The organism is Crocosphaera chwakensis CCY0110 (assembly GCF_000169335.1).
GTDB lineage: Bacteria > Cyanobacteriota > Cyanobacteriia > Cyanobacteriales > Microcystaceae > Crocosphaera > Crocosphaera chwakensis.
On the sequence record NZ_AAXW01000004.1, the window covers coordinates 195,351 to 219,326 of the forward strand.

The 23,976-nt window shown below is 37.9% G+C and carries 20 protein-coding genes and 1 pseudogene; 17 read left to right on the plus strand and 4 right to left on the minus strand.

All coding sequences use genetic code 11. From position 1 onward, the window contains the following. Nucleotides 1–163: 163 nt before the first annotated feature. The 7 genes from CY0110_RS04410 to CY0110_RS04440 all read left to right on the plus strand — a co-directional run bounded on the left by CY0110_RS04410 (nt 164) and on the right by CY0110_RS04440 (nt 6,545). Complete coding sequence (locus CY0110_RS04410) at nt 164–370, plus strand: type II toxin-antitoxin system Phd/YefM family antitoxin (RefSeq protein WP_008274101.1); 207 nt, start codon at nt 164–166, stop codon at nt 368–370. Next, complete coding sequence (locus tag CY0110_RS04415) at nt 367–621, plus strand: Txe/YoeB family addiction module toxin (protein ID WP_008274102.1); 255 nt, start codon at nt 367–369, stop codon at nt 619–621. The genes CY0110_RS04410 and CY0110_RS04415 overlap by 4 nt, the downstream gene beginning before the upstream one ends. Before the next feature lie 278 nt (nt 622–899). Further along, complete coding sequence (locus tag CY0110_RS04420; RefSeq protein ID WP_008274103.1) at nt 900–3,623, plus strand: valine--tRNA ligase; 2,724 nt, start codon at nt 900–902, stop codon at nt 3,621–3,623. A gap of 35 nt (nt 3,624–3,658) precedes the next feature. Then, nucleotides 3,659–4,072 carry a hypothetical protein gene (locus CY0110_RS04425; protein WP_008274104.1) on the plus strand — a complete coding sequence of 138 codons (414 nt, stop codon included), beginning with the start codon at nt 3,659–3,661 and terminating at the stop codon, nt 4,070–4,072. 20 nt (nt 4,073–4,092) lie between these two features. After that, nucleotides 4,093–4,641: a 16S rRNA (guanine(966)-N(2))-methyltransferase RsmD gene (gene rsmD, locus CY0110_RS04430; RefSeq protein WP_008274105.1), complete on the plus strand. Its 549-nt coding sequence runs from the start codon at nt 4,093–4,095 to the stop codon at nt 4,639–4,641. Between the two features lie 123 nt (nt 4,642–4,764). Further along, nucleotides 4,765–5,025 carry a hypothetical protein gene (locus CY0110_RS04435; protein ID WP_008274106.1) on the plus strand — a complete coding sequence of 87 codons (261 nt, stop codon included), beginning with the start codon at nt 4,765–4,767 and terminating at the stop codon, nt 5,023–5,025. Between the two features lie 275 nt (nt 5,026–5,300). Next, complete coding sequence (locus CY0110_RS04440) at nt 5,301–6,545, plus strand: HhoA/HhoB/HtrA family serine endopeptidase (protein ID WP_008274107.1); 1,245 nt, start codon at nt 5,301–5,303, stop codon at nt 6,543–6,545. A 113-nt stretch (nt 6,546–6,658) separates the two neighbouring features. Here the strand turns inward: CY0110_RS04440 and CY0110_RS04445 are convergent, their stop codons facing one another. Further along, nucleotides 6,659–7,741: a class I fructose-bisphosphate aldolase gene (locus CY0110_RS04445; RefSeq protein ID WP_008274108.1), complete on the minus strand. Its 1,083-nt coding sequence runs from the start codon at nt 7,739–7,741 to the stop codon at nt 6,659–6,661. 209 nt (nt 7,742–7,950) lie between these two features. Between CY0110_RS04445 and pyrR the strand changes: the two genes are divergently transcribed. From pyrR to CY0110_RS29185, 4 genes and pseudogenes are all read left to right on the plus strand, one after another. Next, complete coding sequence (pyrR, locus tag CY0110_RS04450; protein ID WP_008274109.1) at nt 7,951–8,487, plus strand: bifunctional pyr operon transcriptional regulator/uracil phosphoribosyltransferase PyrR; 537 nt, start codon at nt 7,951–7,953, stop codon at nt 8,485–8,487. Nucleotides 8,488–8,493: 6 nt separating this feature from the next. Next, nucleotides 8,494–9,732 carry a competence/damage-inducible protein A gene (locus CY0110_RS04455; RefSeq protein WP_008274110.1) on the plus strand — a complete coding sequence of 413 codons (1,239 nt, stop codon included), beginning with the start codon at nt 8,494–8,496 and terminating at the stop codon, nt 9,730–9,732. A 60-nt stretch (nt 9,733–9,792) separates the two neighbouring features. Continuing rightward, nucleotides 9,793–9,924 (plus strand): annotated as a pseudogene (locus CY0110_RS04460) (helix-turn-helix domain-containing protein); the annotation flags it as partial. A 65-nt stretch (nt 9,925–9,989) separates the two neighbouring features. After that, nucleotides 9,990–10,938 (plus strand): IS630 family transposase gene (locus CY0110_RS29185; RefSeq protein ID WP_085961785.1). Its coding sequence is split into 2 segments (ribosomal slippage): nt 9,990–10,330 and nt 10,329–10,938, totalling 951 coding nucleotides; the frame shifts between segments, so codons are not numbered across the junction. Between the two features lie 47 nt (nt 10,939–10,985). Here the strand turns inward: CY0110_RS29185 and CY0110_RS04475 are convergent. After that, entirely contained in the window at nt 10,986–11,447 is a 462-nt protein-coding gene (locus CY0110_RS04475; protein WP_008274112.1) for a hypothetical protein, read from the minus strand. 103 nt (nt 11,448–11,550) lie between these two features. Here CY0110_RS04475 and CY0110_RS04480 point away from each other — a divergent pair, with 103 nt between their 5' ends. From CY0110_RS04480 to CY0110_RS04505, 6 genes are all read left to right on the plus strand, one after another. Next, a complete protein-coding gene (locus CY0110_RS04480) occupies nt 11,551–13,293 on the plus strand; it encodes a ShlB/FhaC/HecB family hemolysin secretion/activation protein (protein WP_008274113.1) in 1,743 nt (580 codons plus the stop codon). Between the two features lie 123 nt (nt 13,294–13,416). Further along, a complete protein-coding gene (locus CY0110_RS04485) occupies nt 13,417–15,792 on the plus strand; it encodes a carotenoid oxygenase family protein (protein WP_008274114.1) in 2,376 nt (791 codons plus the stop codon). Continuing rightward, nucleotides 15,758–16,174 (plus strand): putative quinol monooxygenase, encoded by a 417-nt coding sequence (locus tag CY0110_RS04490; RefSeq protein WP_008274115.1) that lies wholly within the window; start codon nt 15,758–15,760, stop codon nt 16,172–16,174. The genes CY0110_RS04485 and CY0110_RS04490 overlap by 35 nt, the downstream gene beginning before the upstream one ends. A 15-nt stretch (nt 16,175–16,189) precedes the next feature. Beyond that, entirely contained in the window at nt 16,190–18,874 is a 2,685-nt protein-coding gene (locus tag CY0110_RS04495; RefSeq protein ID WP_008274116.1) for a filamentous hemagglutinin N-terminal domain-containing protein, read from the plus strand. Between the two features lie 49 nt (nt 18,875–18,923). After that, on the plus strand, nt 18,924–21,797 hold the full coding sequence (locus CY0110_RS04500; protein WP_008274117.1) for a CHAT domain-containing protein: 2,874 nt from the start codon (nt 18,924–18,926) through the stop codon (nt 21,795–21,797). A gap of 85 nt (nt 21,798–21,882) precedes the next feature. Beyond that, entirely contained in the window at nt 21,883–22,638 is a 756-nt protein-coding gene (locus CY0110_RS04505) for a DUF928 domain-containing protein (RefSeq protein WP_008274118.1), read from the plus strand. A 6-nt stretch (nt 22,639–22,644) separates the two neighbouring features. On the opposite strand, the gene CY0110_RS04510 is transcribed toward CY0110_RS04505, so the two are convergent. Together CY0110_RS04510 and CY0110_RS04515 are read right to left on the minus strand one after the other, a co-directional pair. Then, on the minus strand, nt 22,645–22,953 hold the full coding sequence (locus CY0110_RS04510) for a hypothetical protein (RefSeq protein ID WP_008274119.1): 309 nt from the start codon (nt 22,951–22,953) through the stop codon (nt 22,645–22,647). A 53-nt stretch (nt 22,954–23,006) separates the two neighbouring features. Beyond that, nucleotides 23,007–23,976, minus strand: a 970-nt coding sequence (locus CY0110_RS04515; RefSeq protein ID WP_008274120.1) for a CHASE2 domain-containing protein, incomplete at its 5' end; no start/stop codon positions are given.

A 23,976-nucleotide genomic window follows, 5' to 3' on the forward strand; every position in this document is an offset into this window, starting at 1 on the left:
ACTAAATTGTAGTTCAATATTGGCTCATCTAGGTAATGCTAATGTTAGGATTTCCTAACTTGTGACTAAAATTAACATTATAAGACAGCATTGATAAAACATAATGCGGTCGCATTAATCGAATTATAATAATATAAGAAGTTAATAAAGATCCTAAAAACTAATGAACTCAAATAATATTCAGTATGTATCAAATGAAGAAGGCAAAACCGTTGCTGTTATTATTCCTATTGAAATATGGCGTGAAATAGAATCAGAAAAAGAAACCGCTTATTTATTGAAAAGTCCCAGAAATGCTGAGAGATTAAATGCAGCAATAGAACAACTAAGAAATGGACAAGGAATAGAAAGAGACTTAATTGAAGAATGATTTTGAAGTGGTCAGAACAAGGTTGGGAAGATTATTTATATTGGCAAAAAACTGATAAAAAAATAATCAAACGTATCAATAAATTAATTGAAGACATTAAACGTGATCCTTTTGATGGACTGGGGAACCCTGAACCGTTAAAATATAATTGGTCTGGGTTTTGGTCACGTCGTATTGATCAAGAACATCGTTTAGTTTATGCTGTAGAAAATAATGAAATTCTGATCGCTCAATGTCGATATCATTATTGATCAAACATCAAGCGATTATAGTACAATAATTCTAAAAAAACTTAATATTTAATCAGTCTTTTTTAGTAGGTTTTCTACTAATTTATAAGCCTCTGTAACTGATAATTGTCCATTTTTGACAGCTCAGCTTAACTCTATTGATAATTATGGCATAAGTAAAACTAATTACACTTATATTAATCAACTTTTTCAATTCTAAATTCTAAATTCAACATATCCCCGATGATATGGCACAATTTAACAAGGATAACTATTAACACACCCACTTTTTATTGTCCATGACCGCAAGCATCCCCGAACTACCCACTCAATACGACCCCAAAACCACAGAGTCCAAATGGCAAGACGCATGGGACACCCATCAAGTCTTTAAAGCAGACAACAGCAAAGAAGGGAAAACCTACTGCATTGTCATTCCTCCCCCCAACGTTACGGGAACCCTTCACATGGGCCATGCGTTTGGTGATTGTCTCATGGATGTATTGGTGCGCTATCATCGGATGTGTGGTTATAATACCCTCTGTCTCCCTGGAACCGACCATGCAAGTATTGCAGTTCATACGATCTTAGATAAACAGCTAAAAGCAGAAGGTATCACCCGAAAAGACATTGGACGAGAAACATTCTTAGAAAAAGCGTGGCAATGGAAGCAAGAATCTGGGGGTAAAATTGTTAACCAGATGAAAAGAATAGGACTGTCTGCGGACTGGTCACGGGAACGGTTTACCTTAGATGAAGGATTATCAAAAGCCGTAAGAACAGCCTTTGTAAAACTCTACGAAGCAGGATTAATTTATCGGGGTAATTATTTAGTTAATTGGTGTCCTGCATCTTTATCAGCAGTTTCAGATTTAGAAGTAGAAAGTAAAGAGGTGGAAGGTCATTTATGGCACTTTCGTTATCCATTAAGTGATGGTAGTGGTCATGTTGAAGTAGCTACTACCAGACCAGAAACTATGTTAGGAGATACAGGAGTAGCGGTTAATCCTAACGATGCAAGATACAAAAATTTGATTGGAAAAACGATAAAGTTACCTATTGTTGGCCGAGAAATTCCAATCTTTACCGATGAATTAGTCGATCCTGAATTTGGAACAGGATGCGTTAAAGTTACCCCGGCACACGATCCTAATGATTTTGAAATGGGAAACCGTCATAAGCTACCTTTTATTAATATTATGAATAAAGACGGAACCCTCAATGAAAACGCAGGAATCTTTGAAGGACAAGATCGCTACGTTGCCCGTAAAAATGTAGTTCAAAAGTTAGAAGAAGATGGGTTGTTAATCAAAACTGAAAAGTATAATCATACTGTTCCTTATAGTGACAGGGGTAAAGTTCCTGTTGAACCCTTATTATCCACCCAATGGTTTGTCAAAATTGATCCCTTATCCCAAAAAGCCTTAAAATTTTTAGACGAAAATAATTCTCCCAATTTTGTTCCCAAAAGATGGGAAAAAGTATATAGGGATTGGTTGATTAAATTAAAAGATTGGTGTATTTCTCGTCAATTGTGGTGGGGTCATCAAATTCCAGCATGGTACGTCATCAGCGAAACCAATGGAGAAATTGCCGATAACACCCCCTTTATTGTGGCGCATTCAGAAGAAGAAGCTTTAGAAAAAGCAAAAAAAGAATATGGAAATGACATTCAATTAGAACAAGATCCCGACGTTTTAGATACTTGGTTTTCTTCCGGTTTATGGCCATTTTCAACCTTAGGCTGGCCTGAAAATACAGAAGATTTAAACACCTATTATCCTACCAGTACCCTCGTTACAGGATTCGATATTATCTTCTTTTGGGTGGCCAGAATGACCATGATGGCTGGCTATTTTACCGATCAAATGCCCTTTAAAGATGTTTATATTCATGGCTTAGTTAGGGATGAAAACGGCAAAAAAATGTCTAAGTCTGCTAACAACGGTATTGACCCTTTAATCTTAATTGAAAAATATGGGACTGATGCCCTGCGTTATACCCTAATTAGAGAAGTCGCTGGTGCCGGTCAAGATATCAGCTTACAATACGATCGCAAAACCGACCAATCCGAGTCTGTTGAAGCCTCTCGAAACTTCGCCAACAAACTATGGAACGCAGCGCGGTTTGTAATGATGCACCTAAAAGGAGAAACCCCCCAAAGTTTAGGCACACCTGAGATAGATAAACTAGAATTGTCAGATAAATGGATACTCTCACGCTTCCATCAAACCGTTCAACAAACCAGAGAGGATATCGAAGCTTATGGCTTAGGAGAAGCAGCCAAAGGGCTATATGAATTCATTTGGGGAGATTTTTGTGACTGGTATATCGAACTGGTAAAAACGCGCCTCTGGGAGGAAACGCCTTCCCGTGACGTTGCTAGACAAACCTTAGCTTATGTCCTCGATGGCACATTGAAGCTACTCCATCCTTTTATGCCCCATATTACCGAAGAAATTTGGCAAACCCTCACCCAAAGTAACGATCAATTTATTACTCTACAAGCCTATCCAGAGGTCAATAACACCCTCATTAACCCCAATTTAGAAGACTCCTTTACCCTCCTATTTGAAACCATTCGCACCCTAAGAAATATGCGCGCTGAAGCCGATATTAAACCAGGTGTTAAGATTTCCGCAATATTACAGAGTGAAAGCGAACAAGAACGATCTATCCTAGAATCGGGTCAAAAATATATCCAAGACTTAGGAAAAGTAGAAAAATTAACCATTACACCCCAATTAGAACAGCAAACGGAACAAGTTGTTGCTGGAGTCGTCGGAACCATACAAGCCCTAATTCCTCTGTCTGGTGTCGTTGATATTGGTAGTCTTCGAGCCAAATTAGAGAAAAATTTAGGTAAAATTGAGGCTGAGATCAAATCTCTCTCCGGTCGACTCAATAACCCAGGTTTTGTCAATAAAGCCCCTGAAGAGGTTGTTCAAGGGGCGAGAGATGCTTTAGCAGAAGCCGAAAAACAAGCCGAAATTTTACGCGAACGTCTTAAGCGTCTGCAATAATAAAGATCACCACCGCGCCAACTCCGTAACCCACTATGCTGCACTTAGCCCAAGTGAAAAAAAATCCTGACTCAGGCGAGATGGAACTTTTGTTGCTGGCACGCCAAACATCCCAAGACCTTTGGGATATTATTTCTCATCAAGTGATTCCGTGTAATATCCCCATGTGTTTTAGGGATAGGGTTTTAGTATTAGTCAAGTTAGGAAATGATCACGAAATTATAGAAGTTAAAGAAGCAAAAGACTGGGTTATGGGGTTAGTTGAAACCTATTTGACTAATGGGACAATTACCCCTCAATGGGTTCAAAAAGAACAAGAAAAAGTTGAACAATGGCGACAAGAAATTACAGCGAAAAGTCTTGATCTAACTCGTCGTCAATTAGAATTAGAAACGCAAAAAGAACAACTTCAAGAATTAGAAGGAAAGTTAAAAAACTGTGAAGAGTAAAGAGTTAATCGTGAGTAAGAATGAGAATTTATGGAAATCGATTATTGAAAACATTACCAGGAGAGTTAACTCGTCCCACATCAGCTAAAGTGCGAGAAGCATTATTTAATATTTGGCAACGAGAAGTTGCGGGGTGTCGTTGGTTAGATTTATGTGCCGGTAATGGTTCAATGGGTGCAGAAGCTTTATGTCGTGAGGCAGCTTTTGTTATGGGAATTGAAAAGTATGGAAAAGCTTGTAAAATTATTAATGAAAATTGGCAAAAAATAGCTAATGATGAACAAGAATTTAAAGTAATCAAAGGCGATATTTTAAAAGTTTTAAAAACATTAAACATGAAAAAGTTTGATTTAATTTATTTTGATCCTCCTTATCAAAGTGGACTCTATCAACCTGTTTTAGAATTAATTGTTAATTATCAACTATTAAATGAAACAGGAGAAATAGCAGTAGAACATAATCCCAAATTTTGGTCAGCAAAAGAAATAAAAGGATTGACAATTGTGCGACAAAAAAACTACGGTAATACTAATTTGACTTTTTATTGTTACTCAGAAAGAAGAAATTAGAATTTCGTTTCAAGTTTTGTAAGGTGGGCATTGCCCACCCTACACTTTAAGCTATAAAATTTTATACGACAATTCTAAATTAATTCAGAAAGAAAGATAAATTCAACCTTTATTTTTTAAAATATGAAGCGTTTAGAAGAATCTCAAGAAGTTGAAGTCAAACTATTAGTCGAGGAAAAAGAATATACATACAAACTAGAGTATGGTGGTTGGTTGGGAGGAATAAGCTTTCCATCTGAATTGGAAAAAGTTGCAGATCAACCCGTTGAAAGAGGAAAAAAGTTGGCCGAATTAATTTTTCGTTTTTTAGAAGGGCAAGATATTGAGTTTCCTGTCGATTTAACTGATAGTTCATCTTGGAAACCACACAAAATAGTTGATTGAACTAAAGAAAAGATCAAGATGACTAATAGGGCAAGATAAGCCAAAGAATTGTTAATCTGCTATTTTGGAGTTTGAGACAACAGGGAATACTCAGCAGGCAAGAGTAAGTTATTATATACATTAGTTGACATAAAAATGTCATCTATCTGTCATAGGGTTGTCATATTCCTCCCTTATAGTAAAAAATGTCAGTCCAAAAGCCGTTTTCCCATCATTTACTCCTCACACGGACTGACTTTTTCTCCCTATTATTGACAATATAAATAAAACCAACCATGAAAAACCATAGTTTAAATCAATCTTATCCATCTTCTAAAATGACAAATTCTCACCGTTCTATCTTGCAAAAACCCCTAACTTACATTTCCATGATCCTATTAGGTATGGGCGTAGGCATTGGGGGAACCATCGCTTACAGTTATCCTAATCTTTTTAAGGAGAATACGGAGACCATCGCCCCATCGACGAAGACTGAAATTCCTGAACAATGGGCTTCTTTGCCTCCTATTACCTCAGAAAACTTCGTCACAGATGTCGTTCAAAAAGTTGGCCCGGCGGTGGTGAGAATTGATGCCTCTCGTACCGTTAAAACAGAGGTTCCGCCTATGTTTAACGATCCTTTTTTCCGTCGCTTTTTCGGGTCGCAAATCCCTAATATGCCCCAAGAAGAAATTCAACGGGGAACTGGTTCAGGATTTATTCTTAGCAACGATGGAAAAATTCTGACTAACGCCCATGTAGTAGCAGGAACCCAAGAAGTAACCGTTACGTTGAAAGACGGTCGAACTTTTACCGGAACAGTGTTAGGGACTGATCCCGTTACTGATGTGGCTGTCATTGACATTGAGGCCGATAATTTGCCCACCGTTAAAGCCGGAAATTCTGATAATTTAAACGTCGGAGAATGGGCGATCGCAATTGGTAATCCTTTGGGGTTAGATAATACTGTCACCACAGGCATTATTAGTGCCACAGGACGACAAAGTTCTCAAGTTGGGGTCGGAGATAAACGGGTTGATTTTATTCAAACCGATGCAGCGATTAACCCTGGTAATTCTGGTGGTCCCCTTCTCAATGCTAGAGGAGAAGTCATCGGCGTGAATACTGCTATCTTCCGAAACGCCCAAGGTATCGGTTTTTCTATTCCTATTAATCGGGCCCAAGAAATTGCTGATCAATTAATTGCTAAAGGTCGGGTCGACCATCCCTACATGGGAATTCAGATGGTAGAAATTACCCCAGAAATTAAACAAAAATTACAAGAAACTGGAGAGTTAACCATTAATGCAGATTCAGGAATTTTGATTGTCAAAGTTGTTCCTAATTCTCCAGCAGCAGCAGCCGGTTTAGAAGCAGGGGACGTGATTCAATCGATCAATCAACAACCTCTAACATCTCCCTCAGAAGTTCAAAAAGCAGTGGAACAGATTCAAGTCGGTAGTACCATTCCTGTTGAAGTTGAACGCAATGGCAAACCGTTAAACTTAAACGTAAAAGTTGGGCTTTTACCTAATGGGTAATGGTAGTTTGGGGTGTAGGGTGTAGGGTGTAGGATGTGAGCAAAGATGAAATAATAATATTAACATTATTCTCTCCTGCTTCCTCTGCCTCCCTGTTCCCTATTCCCTGTTCCCTAAGCTACAGTAATCTCAGAAGATAAATAAACATCTTGAATGAGATGAAATAGCTTAACCCCTTCTTCTAGGGGACGTTGAAAGGTTTTCCGTCCAGAAATTAAACCACAACCACCAGCCCGTTTATTAATCACTGCGGTACGAACTGCTTCAGCAAAATCATTCTTTCCAGACGCACCACCAGAATTAATTAAACCACTTCTTCCGGCGTAACAATTTAAGACTTGATAACGGGTTAAATCGATGGGATGATCGCTGGTTAATTCGGTGTAAACCTTTTCATCGGTTCGCCCATATTTCCCATTACTGGCTTTAGCGACTGCTTCATAACCACGGTTACAGTTGGGAAGTTTTTGTTTAATAATATCAGCTTCAATAGTAACTCCGATATGGTTGGCTTGTCCGGTTAAATCGGCTGCTAAATGATAATCTTGATCTTGTTTAAAAATTCCGTTCCTTAAATAACACCATAATACGGTGGCCATGCCTAATTCATGGGCTTTTGCGAAGGCTCTACTGACTTCTTGAATTTGACGGTTGGATTCAGCAGACCCAAAATAAATAGTAGCCCCAACTGCTACCGCGCCCAAGTTCCAAGCTTGTTCAACTTGACCAAACATAATTTGATCAGCACTGTTGGGATAAGTTAAGAGTTCACTATGATTTAACTTAACTAAAAAAGGGATACGATGGGCGTATTTACGAGACATCATTCCTAATACCCCTAGGGTAGTAGCTACAGCGTTACAACCCCCTTCTAGGGCTAATTTAATAATATTTTCAGGGTCAAAATAAGCAGGGTTAGGAGCAAAAGAAGCAGCCCCAGAATGTTCAATGCCTTGATCCACGGGTAGAATGGACAGATAACCGGTGTTGGCTAATCTTCCTGTAGAATAAAGTTGTTGCAGACTGCGTAAAACTTGAGGGTTGCGATCGCTTTGAGAAAAAATGCGATCCACAAAATCTTCTCCGGGTAAATGCAATAAAGATTGAGGAATCTTAGCTTGATGATTAAGAAGACTATCGGCTTCTTCCCCTAAATAAGATTCTATGGTTTCGGGTTTGAAGAGTGTGGCTGTCATAGAATTCTTTGTTTTGTTAATTCGTCTGATCTATTATAAGAAGAATACAAAGGGTTTTTAAAATATGAAATAATTAGTAACTTTTTAAAATTATTCTTTTATGTAAAAAGAGAGAGAAAAAAACAGTCTATCTCTATCATAAGTATGAGATCCTCATTAGCTTAATGGGTAGTTAAAGATTATCAGATCATAAAAAAAGAAGAAAAAGAATGACAAAAAAAATACTTTCATCTGAAAAAATACGACGAGTCATCACTCGTTTAGCATCTCAAGTAATTGAAAAATCAGGAAAATTATCTGATATTGTTTTACTGGGAATTCATACAAGAGGCGTTCCTTTGGCTTATATGTTAGCTCAACAAATTGAACTATTAGAAGATATAAAAGTGCCAGTAGGGGCAATTGATGTTACCTTTTATCGAGATGATTTAGATCGCATCAAAACCCGAACCCCGGCTAAAACGAAAGTTCCTATTGATCTTACAGGAAAAATCGTTATTTTAGTGGATGATGTTATCTATAAAGGTCGTACCATTCGTGCAGCTTTAAACGCTGTTACTGAATATGGAAGACCGAAAATGATCCGCTTATTAGTATTAGTTGATAGGGGCCATCGGGAGTTACCCATTCATCCTGATTTCACGGGAAAAAAATTACCCACGTCTTCAGAAGAACAAGTCAAAGTTTATTTACAAGAAATTGATGGCCGTGATGCCGTAGAATTGTTAAAGAACCCGACAGATTAATAGAGAATGAGTGCAGAAATTATTTGCGTTGGTACAGAACTTTTATTAGGGGACATTGTTAATACTAATGTTCAATTTTTGGCCAAAGAATTGGCTAATTTAGGGATTCCCCATTACTATCAGACTGTGGTGGGAGATAACCCTACTCGCCTCAGAGAAGTGATTACCATTGCTAGTAAAAGGGCTTCTATTCTTCTATTTACTGGGGGTTTAGGGCCTACTCCGGATGATTTAACAACAGAAACTCTTGCCCAATGTTTTAATAGTCCCCTTATAGAAAAAGCAGAAATTATTGAGGATATTCAAGACAAGTTTAAGGCGAGGGGACGGCAAATGAACGAAAATAACCGTAAACAAGCCTTAATTCCTAAGGGTGCGACTATTTTACCCAATCCTACGGGAACCGCCCCCGGCATCATCTGGGAACCAGTGCCGAATGTAACCATTATGACCTTTCCTGGAGTCCCTTCTGAAATGAAGCAGATGTGGTCAGAAACGGCGGTTCCTCACCTGAAAAGTCAGGGTTGGGGCAAAGAAATCATTTTTAGCAGAATGCTGCGTTTTAGGGGCATTGGTGAGTCTTCTTTGGCTACTAAAGTTAATCGATTTTTTGACTTGACAAATCCCACTGTTGCCCCTTATGCCTCCTTAGGAGAAGTTCGCTTACGCATTTCGGCAAAAACTGCGTCTGAAACAGAGGCCATAAAGCTGATTGAACCTGTAGCCCAAGACATTATTAAAATAGCTGGAGAAGATTATTTTGGCCAAGATGATGACACTTTAACTAAAGTAGTTGGAACGTTATTACGGCAGAAACAGCAAACCGTATCAGTAGCTGAGTCTTGCACCGGTGGCGGTTTAGGAGCAATGTTCACTGAAATAGCTGGCAGTTCGGACTATTTTTGGGGTGGGGTGATTGCTTATGATAACCGTGTCAAAATATCCCTTTTAGAAGTCAGTGCAGAAGCCTTAGACCATCACGGGGCAGTCAGTGACATTGTAGCGCAACAGATGGCGTTAGGGATTAAAAAGCGGTTAGGGACTGATTGGGGAGTGAGTATTACGGGTATTGCTGGACCCGGTGGAGGAACAGATATCAAACCGGTGGGGTTGGTTTATATTGGTATTGCTGATCCTGAGGGTAACGTTGAGAGTGTTGAATGTACGTTTGGCGATCGCAGTCGGGACATTATTCGTTATCTAAGCAGTTGTACAGCATTAGATCAACTGAGACGAAAACTATAGCATTTCCCATACCCATGAGGTACACTAAGGGAGAAACTATATTATGCGATCGCTTAAAAAATGAGACCTTACTCAATAGACCTAAGAAATAAGATTATAGAAATTTGGAAAAAAGAGAAAATTTCTATAAGAAAACTAGCTCAACACTTTGGAGTATCGAAAAGTTTTATTCAAAAATTAATTAAAAAATATATAGCATTTCCCTGACTCATGAGGTACATTATAGATTGTAATATCTATTACTGATGTACTAAAAAATGAAGCCTTATTCTATAGACTTTAGAGAAAAAATCATAGAAGTGTGGAAAAAAGAAAACCTCTCTATCAGGAATCTAGCTAAGCGTTTTGGAGTAGCGAAAAGCTTTATTCAAAAATTGCTTAAACAATATCAACAAACTGGAGATATTAGACCTTTACCGCAAGGAGGAAGCCCATCTCCTAAGCTTAATAGTGAGCAATTGGTTATTTTAGTGGAAATCATGGAAAAAAATAATGATGCAACTCTCGAAGAATTATGTGAGTTACTCTATAAAGAAACAGGAGTGCAAGTCAAAAAAACCACAATGGGAAGAATCAGCCAAAGATTGAATTATAGTGTCAAAAAAAACTTTATATGCACCTGAAAAAGACAATGAAAAAGTCCATCAAAAAAGAGTGAAGTTTTGGGAAACCATTCGAGATGTAAAGACAAATAATTTAATTTTTATAGACGAATCAGGAGTGAATTTAGCAATGCTGAGACTATACGCTAGGTCGCTAAAAGGCACGAGAGCTAGGGGAGAAAAACCCCAGAAGCGAGGCAAAAATATTTCTATTATTAGTGCATTATCCTTAGATAAAGTTCTGGCAACAAAGAATATTTACGGGTCAGTAGACGGAATTACATTTGAAGCTTTTATCCTCACAGAATTAGTACCAAAGCTATGGAAAGATGCTTGTGTTGTTATGGATAATGCTAGAATTCATCTGGGAGAAATGGTCAAAGAATCTATTGAAAAAGTCGGGGCTAATGTAATTTACCTACCTCCTTATTCTCCTGAATTTTCTCCGATTGAAAATTTCTGGTCAAAAGTCAAAGCTATTTTGAGAAAAATCAAAGCAAGAAACTATAAAGACCTAATAGAAGGTATTACATCAGCTATGTTACAAGTTACCAAACAAGATATTCGTAACTGGTTTACTCATTGCTGCTACTGTACCTCATGACTATGGGAATTGCTATATAACAAAATATAATCCAAAAAACTCTATTTTTAACCCTCTCCAACATTAGAGATTATCTGATAATTTTCAGATATTTTCCATATCTTCCCTTCATATTTAATCGTTCCCGTTCTCATAAATCCTAAATTAAATAGATAGAGAGAGCCATCAAAATCCAGTTCCATGTTTGAAAATTTGTGGGTGCATAGTTCTTGAATATCTTGAATATCTTGGGAAGGACGAAGATTGCATTCAGCTTGTCCGACTATTTTGCCATTGATCTCCATGTCTCTACGCAAATAGAATCCTTCCTTTTTAGCTAATATCAGCTTAAAATTTTCAGGGAAAGGAAAAGGTCTGTCTTTGGACGTGATGGTAACTGTTAGCTGTTGTGGATCACCAAAATCTATCTCCATATTTACAGTATACCGAATTATCCCAATTTCCTCACAATAGGCTTCTCCTTGACCTATATATTCCCCTTTGGGATTGCAGACTTGTTCTTGTACCATTTAACTTACTCCTGTTAGATGTATATATACAGTATGCATCAAAAATATTCATTCACAATTCTTTTTTTCGTAGAGAAATTAGGTGAACTACCCCTAAAAACAGATGACAAAAATCACGAATCTATATTTAAGTGCAACGTTGTTGATTTTACTGTTTTGGGAGGGGTTAGTAACGAATAAGGGAATGGCTCAAAACCTTAGTCAAAATGAACCTCAGACACAGCCTATACCGTTTATTCTTCCCCCTAAACTGCCAGATCCTATCCCGATCCCTCAGTCACCGCCTTCTACACCCCTTGAGCTTCCTCCGACAACGATTCCCTCTCCCCAAGAAGATCCTAGACTGCCTCAAAGCATAATAGTTACCCGCTTTGAATTTGAAGGTAACTCAGCTTTTAGTGACGAGGTATTAGGGTCGGTGACTGCGCCATTTACCGATAAACCCCTTTCGTTTGCTCAACTGTTACAAGCTGAGGCTGCTGTTACCAAATTCTATGTTAATGCAGGATATATTAATTCAGGGGCAGTCATTCAGGCTGGACAAGTCTTATCCCCAGAGGGTGCCGTGGTCAAAATTGAGGTAATTGAAGGGGAAGTAGAGGAAATTAAAGTAACAGTTGAAGGACGATTAAATGCTGATTATGTGCGGAGTCGATTAGCTCTTGCTACCAGCAAACCCCTTAATCAAAATCGTCTGTTAGAAGCCTTACAATTGTTACAACTTAATCCCTTAATTAAGAAGATTTCGGCTGACTTGTCAGTGGGAACACACCCTGAATTGAGTATACTCTCAGTCAGAGTAGAAGAAGCAGATTCTTTTTCTATGGGTTTATTTAGTGATAATGGCCGTGTTCCTAGTATTGGCAGTTTACAACGAGGTGTCCGCCTCAACCAAGGAAATTTATTAGGGTTTGGGGATAGTTTTAGTGTAGAGTACGCCAATACAGATGGCAGTGATGCGGTTTCTGTTGATTATACGTTTCCCCTTACTCCCGAAAATGCTACCTTAAAATTAACCAGTCGTATCACCAATACTGAAGTCATTGAGGAACCTTTTGAGCGTCTTGATATTGAGGGAGACTCTCTTTATCTTGATGTTAGTGTTCGTCAACCTGTTATTCAAACCCCAACGCAAGAATTAGCTTTTGGTTTAACGTTTTCTCGCCAAGAAAGTAACACCAGTGTTTTAGGGGTGGGGTTTCCTTTATCCCCTGGAGCTAATGATAACGGAGAAACTCGGCTTTCGATATTACGATTATTTCAAGAATGGACTAGGCGAGGTTCTCAAGATGTTTTGTCACTGCGATCGCAGTTTAGTTTTGGGATCGATTTATTTGATGCCACCATTAATGATGGACCCCCAGATGGAAAGTTTTTTGAATGGCAAGGGCAAGGACAATATGTCCGTTCTTTGGCAACCGATACCTTGTTAATATTGCGTTCCAATCTACAATTAACCTCACGCCCTCTCGTTCCCCTAGAACAATTTAATTTGGGTGGATTATATAGTGTGCGTGGTTATCGACAGGATTTATTTCAGACGGATAATGGGGTTTTTCTCTCCGCAGAAGCTCGTTTTCCCGTTTTACGAATAGATTGGTTAGAAGGATTGTTACAAGTGGTTCCTTTCATTGATTTTGGGGTTGCCTGGAATGACGATGATAACCCCATTCCTACCCCGTCACCCAATACCTTATCTTCAGTCGGACTCGGTTTACAATGGCAAATGGGGACTGATTTTACAGCCCGCTTTGATTGGGCGATTCCTATCACCGACATTGAATCCCAGGAGGGGCGAGATCCCGAAGAATCTTTTTATTTTACCCTCAATTATCGTTTCTTTTAGCCACGCTCAATATCAGTTTGAGGTCAATTGTTAAGAAAAGATCATCAGAAAACCTGTCCATCTACAAGATTCTTCTAGACTGTATATTATTAAGACGTGATTGGAGTAAAGGAAGAGTATTGTATGACCCAATTGAATCATAATCCCAACTTGTTGCGATCGCCTAAAGCTGTTTTGTCTACAAGCCGCGAGGAGTTTCATCTAAACCCCTTAGAACTAATTGTACAAGAAAGAAACACAGAACAAGAGATATCAGAAGGTTTCCCTCAAGATATCTTATCAGACAAAAGCTGGAAAAAAGGTGAGCTTCCTGCCGATTTAGAAGGTCATGTGTTTATCGTAGGGGCAGTCGGTTATTCTGGCTCTCCGAAACATTCAAATTCTGACTATGTGGTGGAACCAGCCAAAGAGGGTTGGAATGCAATCATCAATGGTGAGGGCATGATTTATAGGTTAGATTTTCATGAAAAAGGGAAAGCATATCTAGCCAGTAGGATTGTTAAAACACCTGATTATTATGCTGATGTAGCATTAGAGAAAGATGGTGAAGATAATTGGTATAAACAAAACTTTCCAAAAGAATATGATTTATTAAGATTTGAGAATTTTTTTATTAGTCGTTTATCCTTAAAAATGGGTGCGCGTAATTTACTCAATACAGCATTTTTACCCATGAAATTTTCTAATGGTGATGAGCGATTATTAGTGACGTGGGATAATGGTCGTCCGTATGAAATAGATCCTCCGACCCTTAGCTTAGTGGGGCCGATTGGGTGGAATCATCAGTGGACTCCTTTAACCAATGTTGCTCAAGATATATTAAAACACATTTTTCCAATTGTTTTATCTTCAGCCCATCCAGCATTTGATACCCATACAGATGAGATGTTTATTGTCCATGCAAAAAAGAACCTAGGATTGTTATTACAACTAGAAAAAATCTTTGCATTTTCTGTTAGAGAATTAATTGAAAAAATTATCGATAATCCCAAACAAAGAAGGTTTTTAGGAAAAATATTAAGAGTAGGTCTTTTACCAATTAAAGCTACAGAAGAAGTTATAGAAGGACTATTCAAAGTATTAGGAATGGATTATAAAAATGCCTTGTATCTTAATCGCTGGAAAGGACAAGGAACAGATATAGAACAGTGGCAAGTAGTCGATTCAAATAATCATCCGATTACAATACAACAAAGTTTACATCAAATGGGGGTATCAAAAGACTATATTATCGTATCGGATTCAGCTTTTAAATTGGCCTTAGAGGATTTATTAGCTGGGTTTGATACAAAAAATGATGCCTTTATAAATTGGTTGCCAGAGACTTTAGGTCGTTTTTTAAGAACTCATCAACAATATTTTAGTTATCCTCAATTAGATTATACAGAAATTTATATAATTCCCAGAGTTCAACTAGAACAAGATAAGAATACAGTCCAAGCAATGCGGTTGAAAATCTTTCCTGAGACAGCACACTTTCTTGTTGAGTATGAGAATCCAAATGATAGGATAACACTTCATATTGCTCATACCGCATCATCAGATCCAGCCGAATTTTTAAAAGAAGATGACATCTCCATTTATGATAATGATGACTCACAAATCACAAATGAATTGAGAGCAAGGAAAGGGATGTTTGTTAGCCCAATGGACGTTAATCGTTTAAGTGTTTATCCCATTAATGTGGCAAAACTGAGGGATCAACAACAATTATTGATGAACTTAGAAAATGGATTATTGAAGTTCAGGGATCTTGTAAGAGATTGGTTAGGTTTAGTTGAGGAACAGCCAATATTTCTTTCCACAGCAGAAAGCTATAAATATCTTTGGTCAATTTCCATGTATGCTTGGCGAGAATTTCAACCTAATCAATTCACTGATATTTATTGGAATTGTTGGGGAGCATGGCAAGAACTTTTAAGCGACTTCATCTTTGAGATGTATGATAATGATGAACAGAAAAGACTGATGCCAGTTGCAGAATTTAAAGAGCAAATTAAAAAAGGACACCCTGCAAATTTAATTCGAGGACATATTACAAGAGTTCAACAATCCATTGCCACTCAATTAACCATAGAAGATCATTATAATTTTCCTCCTGGTTCTTTTGGTAATTCACCTCAATTTGTCCCCCGTGCAGGAACTAATGATCCCAAAGATGGATACATCATTTGTATTGTTCTTCACTCAGATAATCTATTAGAGAATAAAAGTGAAATATGGATTTTTGATGCCCAAAACCTCAACAGTGGTCCTCGTTATAAACTTAGTCACCCTAAACTAAATATTGGCGTTACAATCCACACAACTTGGTTAAGTAAATTAGAATCCGCTCCACTCAGAGAAGATTATAGTGTAAGAAAAGATTACGAGAAATCTGTTGAGGAATCAGATTCCTTAGCCGTCAAAATTTTATTTGAAAACGATGTCTACCCACACTTTGAAAAGCAAATCAATCAAGAACATGAATATTATGAATCCCATTACAGTCGTATCTAAATGGCCACTTAAAAATGGCTGTCCCCCAGAACTAATTAAAGCCTTAGAAAAACTAACGGAGATGACTAGATCTCAACCCGGAGTATTGATATATTTAGTTAATCTACAAGCTCCTTTTCCTGTCGATAGCAATGGTAGTCCTATCTGTCCTTATCCAAACCCAATACCACTGAATGAGCAAAAAGAAATCGTATTTATAGAGAGTTACTCAAGTGTGCAAGCATTTAGTGATCATTTCAAAAGTCCAGCAGTTACCGACTTTTTGCGAGAAAATATCAAGTATTTTAGGGAAGACCCCAATAATCCTGGATTCCCAGATACTGCTGAAACAACTGAGTTTCTAGACAGGCGTTTCTCTATATATTCTGAAACAAAAGCTTGATTAGTTGCTTGCCAAATGAAATCAGTTCTTCTGCGATTTATTTTAACTTTATTTCTTTCTCTGGTGACGAGTTGTGTTGTTACAGCTCAAATTGTTCATGACAAAACTCTTCCGAGAAACTCTGTAGTAGATATAGAAGGAAAAACTAAGCGTATTACTGGAGGAACAATTGCTCAAACTAATCTATTTCATAGTTTTAGTGAGTTTTCTGTTTCCACGGGGAACACAGCCTTCTTCGACAATATTTTAACAATTAACAACATCATTATACGGGTTACGGGAGGCCAAATTTCTAGTATTAATGGACTCATCAAAGCTAATGGTAACGCTAATCTCTTTTTGTTAAATCCTAATGGAATTATTTTTGGAGCTAATGCCAAGCTTGATCTAGGTGGTTCTTTTGTAGCCACTACTGCTGAAAGCTACTTATTTGAAAATGGTAGCTTTTTCAGTGCGACAGATCCTCAAGCTACTGCTCTATTAACAGTTAGTATCCCTGTGGGTTTACGATTTGGTGAGACTCCTGGGACGATTATAAATCGCTCTCAAGCTACCCAGCGTAAAGAAGATGGTGTGGAAACTATAGTGGGTTTGCAAGTGCAACCGGGAAGAACCTTGGCTTTAATCGGAGGAGAAGTCAGATTAGAAGGTGGTCAGCTTTCATCGGCAGCAGGCACAATTGATCTGTCACAGGTTGGGGCAACCTTAGTTGGTCGTGATGGGTTAAAACAGAATGTCCAGACTGTCGGTGGCAGGATTGAGTTAGGAGCAGTAGGACCTCATAATCAAGTCAAAATCTTTCAATCCCCTGAAAATACGCAAATCTTGAATTTAAGCTATGAGGGAGTGGATAACTTCCAAGATATTCAACTATCTCAGTTAGCTATAGTTGATGCAAGTGGCGACGGTGGTGGAGCAATTCAAGTCCAGGGAAGGCGTGTCATAATGAATGAAGGCTCTCTAATCCGATCAAATACCTTGGGAGCAAACCTTGGCAGACCTATAATTATTCGAGCAACTGAATCCTTAGAAGTATTGGGGAATACTCTAACTGATGACCTAAGTGATCCTCGTTTTGCCGCAGCAGGGCTGATTGTTCCTCGGCTAACTAGCATTTCCACCTCCTCATTCTCATCGGGTCAAGCAGGTGACATAATTATTCAAACAGGAAAGGCACTTATTAATCTTGGAGCTGAGATATCTGCCTTTAGCTTTGGTTCAGGGATTGGAGGAAATGTATTAATTAGAGCCTCAGAATCAGTAGAAATTTTTGGTCAAGCGATTCCCGTTGATTTTGAACCGAAATTTTTCTTGTCTTTTGGTTTCGATGTTCCTGGATTTGATGATGCCTCTTTTAGATCAATAGCAATCGGCAGTAGAATATCAGCTTCTAGTGTGGGTGAAGGGAATGCGGGAAGTGTGAGAATTGAAACTAGAAAATTGAGTGTTCTTAATGGTGCCGAAGTGACTACGGATTCACTCTTTATTGGAAATGGGGGATCAATAACTGTGACTGCATCAGAATCGATAGAAGTCTCTGGAACCTCAAAATTCGATATACCACCTAATTTAAGCATATCTCCGAGCTTGATTTCCGCAGCGGCTACAGGCACTGGAGATGCTAAGGATGTTACTTTAAATACAAAAAAGTTAATTGTTCGGGATGGGGGCATCATTCAAGCGGCAACATTCAGTACAGGGGATGGAGGCAATATCTTCATTAATGCCTCTGAGTCAGTCGAAGTAAGTGGAGCTAGATTTTTGCGAAGTAATAGCCCCCTATCTAGCTCATTACGTGCGAGTAGTTTTGGGTCTGGAAATGCTGGGAACTTAATTATTACTACCAATCAACTCGTTGTTCGGGAGGGCGCAAACATCTCAGTTGAGGCTGTTGAGCAAGGTATAGAACAGGCAGGTAATCTCACTATTAATGCTAATTCCCTTTATTTGAATCAAGGCACTATTAGTGCCGAAACGGCAACAAGTCAAACAAAAGAAAGCGCAAATATTATACTTAACATTTCAGACCTATTGATCATGGAAAATGAAAGTTTGATCTCTGCCACAGCCAATGGTTCAGCTGATGGCGGTAATATTGATATTGATACCTCATTTCTCCTCGTCTTTCCTCCCATCGGAGCAAATGGTAATGATATCATTGCTAAAGCTGAACAAGGTAACGGAGGTCGCATTGACATTAACGCTCAAGGGATTTTCGGAATTGAAGAAAATCTGGCTACCCCAGGCAACCGTAGCAATGACCTGGATGCCAGTTCAGAAGCAGGAGCAAGTGGAGAAATTTTACTCAACCGAGAACTTGACCCAAACCGAGGTTTAGTGAGACTCCCAGAAAACGTTATAGACCCTAACACCCTCATTGCTCAAAATGTCTGTAAACAGGGTTCAGAAAGTGAATTTGTCGTGACTGGACGGGGTGGTTTACCCCCTAGCCCTACTTCAGAACTCAACAGTGAAGCTACCCAAATAGAATTAGTACAACCGGCTCCCATAAGCACAATGATGCCAGACAATGGGGAAATACCACAGGATAACGAGGCTTCGACTTCAGAACAAAAGTCGATTATTCCGGCGCAAGGATGGGTATTCAATGAGAAAGGAGAAATTGTTCTTGTTTCTTATAATCCTAGTGGTAGTGAGTTACAACGCTTGCCAGAAAATGACGAAAAATGTTCAAGTTGATTATAATTATTGATTGATTCTCAAGCAAAAATTATTTAGAAAGAGTTCGATGAAAATATTCCGTAGGCAATCAGTTATTCTCTTATTGCTACTGTTTTTTATTTCAATTACAATTCCCTTATTGATTGCTCAAGTTTCTTTATCCACTCCTATTATTAAAAATCAAAATAATCCTTTATCTTTAATACAAGAAGCTCAACAATATTATCAAGATAAAAAGTTTGAAGAAGCAGCAATTATTTGGAAACAAACGGTTGATATCTTTAAAAATCAAGGAGATAAACTTAATCAGTATATGGCTTTAAGTAATCTTTCTCTGACTTATCAGCAATTAGGTCTATGGACTGAAGGAAAACAAACCATAGAGCAAAGTGTCTCTTTATTAGAATCTCTTGAAAAGAGTCCCACACAACAGCGTATATTAGCAGCTAGCTTAGAAATAAAAGGAAAATTACAATTAGCATTAGGAGAATCAGCTAAGGCTCTCAATACTTGGCAATTAGCTACAAAAATTTATAAGAATATTGGCAATGATAATCGTTTAATTCAAAGCCAGATTAACCAAGCTCAAGCGATGCAAAATTTAGGATTTTATCCGAGAGCTTGTCAAACATTGATAGATGCTTTAAGTTTAGAAAGTTTAGATGGAAAAGATTGTAAATTATCAGAAAAAGCTTTAGATAATCTAACCAGTAATTTATCTATTTCCCAACAAATCATAGGCTTACAAAGCTTGGGTAATGTTTTGAGAGTCATAGGAAAGATCCAGCAATCGAAACTGGTTTTATTGAAAAGTTGGCAACTCGCAAAAAGTAAAAATGACCCTGAAACTTTAGCGACAATCTCTCTCAATTTAGGAAATACCAGCAGAGTGTTAGGTAATCAAATAATGATGAGAGAGAAACAACAGTTGCTAACAAATTTAACAGAACCAATCACTTGTCTTTCTAACAAAAATTATCAAACAAGTAGAGAATTTTATCAACAGGCGATCGCTTGTTATGATCAAGCGACATCAGGAACTTTATCAATCACTACAATACAAGCTGAACTGAATTTATTAAGTCTTTTCATACAAACACAACAATGGAATCAAGTCCCGAACCTTATAAAAAAACTACAAACTCAACTAATAGATAATTTTGAAAATCATAGAAGTTTATTATACCCAAGTTCAAAATTGGTATCCGCTCAATTAAAATTAGCACAACACTTGATGTGTTTACAAGCTATTTTAAATCCTCAGAACCCTCAACTGGTTACTCCCATTTTACAGTCTTATCCTAACATTAAAAACATTAATCTGAAGTTAGAAAAAATAGGTAATAAAGAACAAGTTACAATTACCAATCCGATAGAAACCATTGAACAATTACCACTTCCTTCTTGGTTAGATATTAAGCACATTGTAGAAACAGCACTTAAGCAAGCTCAAAACATAGGAGATAAACAAGGTGAAGCCAACGCTTTGGGTTATTTAGGAGCTACCTATCAAGCATTAGGACACCTCTCTGTTGGTCAACAGTTAACCGAATCTGCTTTACAAAAACTTTCAGCTAGAAATAATCCAGAAATCGCCTACTTTTGGCAATGGCAACTGGGAAGATTGTATGAACTTGAAGGAAAAAATAACAAAAGTATCGCCTCTTATACCGTAGCAGTGAATATTCTAGACGCTTTGCGACAGGATTTAGTGGTTACTAATGCAGACATTCAATTTAACTTCCGAGATAGTGTAGAACCAGTTTATCGGGAACTGGTAGCTCAACTCTTAACACCCTCGAATACAGGAAAAATTAGTCAAAGTAACCTAAAAAAAGCCCGTGAACTTATAGAATCTCTACAATTAGCCGAACTCAATAACTTCTTTCGAGAAGCCTGTATTGATGCCGAACCCCAACAAATTGACCAACTAGACCCCCAAGCTGCTGTCATCTACTCTATTATGCTACCAAAACGGTTAGCCCTGATTTTATCCCTGCCTGGGAAGCCCTTAAGTTACCATGAAACAATCTTTAACAAAGCGACCTCTGATGATGTTGAAGCTGTGTTTGAAGACTTTTTTGCTAACTTAAATCCCTATATTTTTAGCTCAGATCCCTTACGTCCCCATCAGCAATTGTATGATTGGTTAATTCGTCCTTTGGAAACCGAATTAACAGAAAACAAAACTCAAACATTAGTATTTGTCCATGATGGAATATTGCGGGGTGTTCCTATGGCTGCATTACACGATGGTCAACAATTTTTAATAGAAAAGTATAATATGGCTTTAACGCCTGGATTACAATTGTTAAGTTCTCAATCTCTTTCTTCAGACAATTTGAGAACCCTTGCCGGTGGCTTAGTAGAGGCTCGTCAAGGTTTTTCCCCATTACCTGGGGTAGCAGATGAACTCAAGAAGATTTCTGAGATAGTCTCAGCAGAAGTATTGTTAGATCAGCAGTTTACCAGCGATCGCCTACAAAAAGCACTTGAGTCAAGTTCCTTTCCCATTATTCACCTAGCCACTCACGGGCAGTTTTCCTCCCAAGTAGAAGAGACTTTTTTATTAACTTGGGATAAACAAATCAATGTTAAAGATTTAGACCAATTCTTACAAGAAAGACAAGGCCAACAACAAAGTCCTCTTGAACTGTTAATTTTAAGTGCTTGTCAAACAGCCACAGGAGATAAACGTGCGGTTTTAGGATTAGCAGGGGTAGCTGTGCGCTCAGGGGCAAGAAGTACCATCGCTAGTCTTTGGAATGTGGATGATCAATCAACCTCTGAGTTAATATCTCAATTTTATAAAATTTTAAGTCAATCTGGCGTTACTAAAGCTGAGGCACTGCGTCAAGCACAACTGTCCTTATTGCACTCTTCTGAATATCAACATCCTTTCTATTGGGCCCCTTTTGTTTTGGTGGGAAATTGGTTTTAACGCCTTTCGGGCGAGGCAATATTAAAACAGAAGCTGACATATAATTAAGTTAGATGCTATAAAGTCGTGATAAATACTATGTATTATGCTAAATCAACAATATTTACTAAACTTAACCACGATAAGTTTATTGCTTCTACCCATTACACCCGTCATTGCCCAACCCGCCAGTAACCCTTCTGGCACCGAATCAGAAGGATTATCTACTGGTGTACTATTTAAACCCCCCCCGGAAGAAAAAAAACCAGAACACACAAGGGGTGCAGGTTCTCGTAATCAGGGACAATGTTCTCAAGAGCTATTCTCAGCTAATGAGTCTAACGCTCCATTAACTCAAACGTCTCTAATACCTCTTGTTCCTTCATCTAATTGGGGTTTAACCACAGCACAACGTCCCACATTTTGGATTAATTTACCAGAAACTTCTGCCCAGCAAATAGTCTTGAGTGTTAGAGAAGAAGGCCGAATTTTTCACTCCCAAACTTTTATTTCTATTACAGGGAAGTCAGGTTTGATTAGTGTTCAACCTTCTCAAGATTCCCCACCTTTAGAACTTGACAAAAGCTATCAGTGGGCAGTTGTATTAATCTGTGGTGATCAGCCAACTCCCAATGATCCCGCGATCGCTTCTTGGATCAAACGAGTTACCATTACAGAACCTAATGACTTAGGAACCCCTTTGCAACAAGTCGCTTGGTATGGAGAAAAAGGAATTTGGTATGATGCTGTAACAACTTTAATAGAAGTGAGGCAATCGCAACCTAATAATCAAAATATAAGAGATATTTGGACTAAATTTTTGAAGTCAGGAGAAATTAATTCAGGACTTGAAAGATACTAGATCGGATTAATGGAAAATATTAGGAATTAATCGAGCTATCAAAGTCAAGAAAGCGGTAATAAAAGCGGTGATAACAGCAACAAAAATGGGAATAATAAAAGACTTAACCCCTTTTAGGTCGGATACTTCTGTTACTAAAGTATTTTGGACATTTTTGATGTCTCTAACGTCTTCTTTGAGGTTTTTAACCTCTGTTTCAACGGCTGTTAATTTAACCTCTATTACTCCTATCTTTTCTGACTGCTTATCTAGCTTATCCTCAATGCGCTTGAGGATCTCTGCCGTAGAATAAGTAACAGTGGATGGGTCATTCATGATTTAGACTCCTAAGTAAGATGGTTTTCATTAGTTAGATTAGGTTTTCTCAATCAATTATTGAGTTTATTAAACAACTGCTTTTCAATCAAAACTTGATTTTGTCTGTTTTCTGATTGCTTCAGATATTCAATAGCAATATGTCTAATGGTTGGTTTATCTTTTAATGTCTTTAATAATAAATCTAAAGTGAGTTTGAGAACTATTTTATCTTGTTGCTTATTATTAATAAAACCTAAGACAATTGTTGCTGTAAAAAGTGCTAATAAACAAGGTATCAATGGTAACCACCAAACCCACAAAAAAGCCAGGTAAGAGCCTATTAAAACACAACTACTAACCAGCAGAAAACTTAACAAGACCCTTTTGATTGATTTAAACCACCAGCTTATACTTGTCCCAATTAAGGCCATCGTATATATACTTAATCCTTCAATGAGATCAGGCCAAACACGAATCAAAGGCCGTTCTTCTAAGGCTGAACTAAGAATTTGACTAGCAATATTAGCATGAATTACAATTCCAGGCATCATTTCAGACGAATAGGAAAGCTTATCATTGTAAGGGGTGTAATGTAAATCGTTGATGCTTTCGGCAGTTGTGCCAATAAACACCAAGCGATCGCTTAAACTATTGGGGGATATATTATTGTTCAGCACATCTGTGAGGGAAAAAGTCAGAAAATTCTGCGCTTGTCCTCGATAATTGAGTAAAATTTGATAACCTCCCGAATCAGCACCAACATAACCACCATCATTTTTTGTAAATCGCTTAAAAATAGCTTTTCCCAAGGAAACTTTTTGACCTTGTTCAAGGGGTTCTGGGGTAATGCCCCTCTGTTTTAGATAATACAATGCCAAAATTGTGCCTAAACTGTATCGCACGTTACCATCAGAGTCAACAACAGACAATAAACCGCGACGAACCCTTCCATCGGTATCTATGACGATATCAGCAAACCCCACTTGTTCAAGTTCACTTAATACAGGAGAGGGTGAAACTGGATTATCGACTATTTTTTCA